Annotated in this window: 4 protein-coding genes; 1 reads left to right on the top strand and 3 read right to left on the bottom strand. The window is 52.1% G+C overall.

Features of this window, described 5'->3' with window-relative positions:
* Both AC2VLY_RS12125 and AC2VLY_RS12120 read right to left on the bottom strand, forming a co-directional pair.
* Positions 1-504, bottom strand: a 504-nt coding sequence (locus tag AC2VLY_RS12125; protein ID WP_486922355.1) for an AMP-binding protein, incomplete at its 3' end; no start/stop codon positions are given.
* A 1-nt stretch (position 505) separates the two neighbouring features.
* Positions 506-1,126 carry a glutathione S-transferase N-terminal domain-containing protein gene (locus tag AC2VLY_RS12120; RefSeq protein WP_193649761.1) on the bottom strand — a complete coding sequence of 207 codons (621 nt, stop codon included), beginning with the start codon at positions 1,124-1,126 and terminating at the stop codon, positions 506-508.
* 292 nt (positions 1,127-1,418) lie between these two features.
* On the opposite strand from AC2VLY_RS12120, the gene lpxC reads away from it, so the two are divergent.
* Positions 1,419-2,333: a UDP-3-O-acyl-N-acetylglucosamine deacetylase gene (lpxC, locus tag AC2VLY_RS12115; RefSeq protein WP_193649762.1), complete on the top strand. Its 915-nt coding sequence runs from the start codon at positions 1,419-1,421 to the stop codon at positions 2,331-2,333.
* On the opposite strand, the gene AC2VLY_RS12110 is transcribed toward lpxC, so the two are convergent.
* Positions 2,273-2,788 (bottom strand): DciA family protein, encoded by a 516-nt coding sequence (locus AC2VLY_RS12110; protein ID WP_193649763.1) that lies wholly within the window; start codon positions 2,786-2,788, stop codon positions 2,273-2,275. The genes lpxC and AC2VLY_RS12110 overlap by 61 nt on opposite strands.
* Between the last annotated feature and the right edge of the window lie 59 nt (positions 2,789-2,847).

Genomic DNA, 2,847 nt, shown 5'->3' with positions numbered 1-2,847 from the left:
CAGCTCCTGTTTGTGCAGCGCGGTATTGTCCTGTTCGAGTTGTGCCCAGTTTTTCAGGCCGGCGCTTTGGGCTGCCTCAGGATTTCTGAGTAATATGCGTTCATGCGGGACCCCCCAACCCTCGCCACCCATTTTTTCCCACTCATTACTGCCCTCCAGTAACACCAGTCCGGCACCACTATCCCCCAGAACGTAGTGAATTTCCCGGGGGCTAAAACTGGGGTATAGAGGAACCGTGATGGCGCCTATGCTGAGAATGGCGAAATCCATAATGGCCCAGTCCATGGAGTTGGGTGCCATCAATATGACCCTTTCTCCCCTTTTGACGCCCAGGCGTAACAAGCCCTCAGCGCGCGCCCGTACCCGGGTCTGAAAATGGGCGGCACTGACTTTCTGGAAGCCCTGTGGCTGACGCTCCAGGGCAATACAGCCTTCTGGATCCAGTGTGCAACGTGCGAACAGTCCTTCGGGCAGACTCCGAAAACGATCAAGGTCTGCCATCATTTCAGCGCATGGCCTTTTCGGCAGGGGTCAGGCTGCGCTTGAAACTCTCCATTTGAAACAGGCGGTCCATATATTCCTGGGTAGCCTTGGCCGCTGCGGGCAGGCTGATGTCGAGTATGGGGAGGCGCCAGAGCAGGGGGGCAATGGCACAATCAAGAATGGACAGATCATCGCCAAAAAGAAACCGCTGTTGCGTAAAAATGGTGCTGAGTCCTGCCATGGTGCTGCGGATTTGTTCTTTGGCCGCCTTGATTTGTTCCGGACTGAAGCCTGGCTGGAAGAGCGGCGCGAACCAGTCCTGGTCAAAGCGCAGCAGCCCCAGACGAACTTTTGCCCTGGAAATGGGATCAACAGGAATAAGAGGAGGGTGCGGAAAGCGCTCGTCCAGATACTCCATAATCAACACCGATTCATGGATGGCGAGGTCCCGGTCAAGGAGGGTGGGAACCTGGTTATAAGAATTGAGTTCAGCGAGTTCTTCAGGCTTCTGGGCGAGGTCAACTTCAATGGTCTGATATTCCATTGCCTTTTCTTCCAGAACAAAACGCACGCGCTGCGCATACACGCAATCGTCGCTGGAATACAGTGTCATCAGGGTTTTTTTGCTGCTGGGCGTGGCCATATTAAACTTCCTTGATCGCAAGTAGAGTATATCTTCAGCATGAAACCCGTAAGGGATTTCATCGGCTCGTTGATTATACATGACTACCGCATTGTTGGGGTATTTCCGTGAGGGCAGAGTGCCCTATGGGAAAATATTAAATGTTAATGAATGTCAATAGGTCTTGCCGAGGACTGTGGGTCGCTGTAAACTTCCTGACCAGTCGGTTAGTTGTATAGAGACAACAAAAGTTGTAACCTAAACCACAACTGTATGGGAGGGCGGTCCTGAGGATCGCATAGGAATTAAAATCATGATCCGTCAGCGCACACTTAAAAATATGATTTGGGGCACCGGAATCGGCCTGCACAGTGGCCGCAAGGTTTATCTGGGTCTTCGTCCTGCCCCGATTAACACCGGCATTGTTTTTCACCGGAGTGATATTGAGGGTGGCGCCTGGATCAAGGCTGATCCTCTCCATGTAGTGGATACCCGTCTTTCCACCAATATTGGCGACGGACAGATTCGTGTGGGCACCATTGAACATCTGATGTCAGCTTTGGCTGGCTTGGGTATTGATAATGCCTATATAGACCTGGATGGTCCGGAAGTGCCGATTATGGATGGTAGCGCGGCGCCTTTTGTTTTTTTGATTCAATGCGCGGGCATTGAAGAGCAGAATGCACCCAAGCGTTACATCCGTATCACCAAGCCGCTGCTTGCCGAAGACGGTGATCGTTGGGTGCGTCTGGAACCTTTTGATGGATTCAAGGTGAGTTTCACCATTGATTTTGACCATCCGGTCGTCAAGAACGGTGGCCAGGACGTGACAGTGGATTTTTCACGCACCTCTTACCTGAAAGAAGTAGCGCGGGCCCGGACTTTTGGTTTCATGCGGGAAGTGGAAACCCTCCGCAAAATGGGCCTGGCTTTGGGTGGTAATCTGGATAATGCCATTGTGGTCGATGATTATCGCATCCTCAATGAAGAGGGTCTGCGTTACACCAATGAATTTGTCCGTCACAAGGTTCTTGATTCAATTGGGGATTTGTATCTGCTGGGACATCCTCTGGTGGGACATTTTTCCGGGCATAAGGCAGGTCATGCCCTCAATAACAGCCTGTTGCGGGCCTTGTTGCAGCGCCAGGATGCCTGGGAATTTGCGGATTATTCCGAAAACTCTGCGCCCTTTTCCTTTGCAGAAACCCTGGTGGCTTCTCCCGCCTGAGCTTTTTCCAGAGTCTCTGCCAGGCGCAGCATGGCCCGGGCGATGGCTGGAGCCATCTGCTTGCTATTTTGTTTGAGGGTTTCGGCAGCCTGATCCGCGTAGATTTCAGGTTTTTTCTGTACTTTGGTCTGGGCGGGCAGTTGGGCATGCCAGTGCCTGATGCTGGACTGGATCTGTTGCACCGGATCTTCGGGAAATTCTTTGTTCCAGCGTTTAATCACTTTTTTTTCATTGCGCCGTAACCACGCGTGCCAAACCGGACTTTGGCAAAGCACCTGTAAAGTGTTATCCGACCAGGCCACCAGCCAGGTGTGGTCCTGAATTTCCAGATCGAGCATGGCATTCCAGGCAGGCTGACGTTCCCGCAGCAGGCGGGCATGCTGAACGATGCTGCCGACATGTCCTGAGTGGCGTAGTGTAAATGGGCGTTGTGGTCGCTGTCGTTTATCATTCATGGGCTTTCATGCTAACCTGCAAAATATTTTTTACCTAGGTTTGTCTATTCATGTTTGGA

Source organism: Acidithiobacillus sp. TH-A36 (assembly GCF_057473445.1).
This window is presented reverse-complemented; position numbering and strand designations above follow the sequence as displayed.

Bases quoted from the DNA above. Each gene is read 5' to 3' on its own strand.
- AC2VLY_RS12120 (WP_193649761.1), bottom strand. From the start codon at position 1,126: ATGGCCACGCCCAGCAGCAAAAAAACCCTGATGACACTGTATTCCAGC.
- lpxC (WP_193649762.1), top strand. From the start codon at position 1,419: ATGATCCGTCAGCGCACACTTAAAAATATGATTTGGGGCACCGGAATC.
- AC2VLY_RS12110 (WP_193649763.1), bottom strand. From the start codon at position 2,788: ATGAATGATAAACGACAGCGACCACAACGCCCATTTACACTACGCCAC.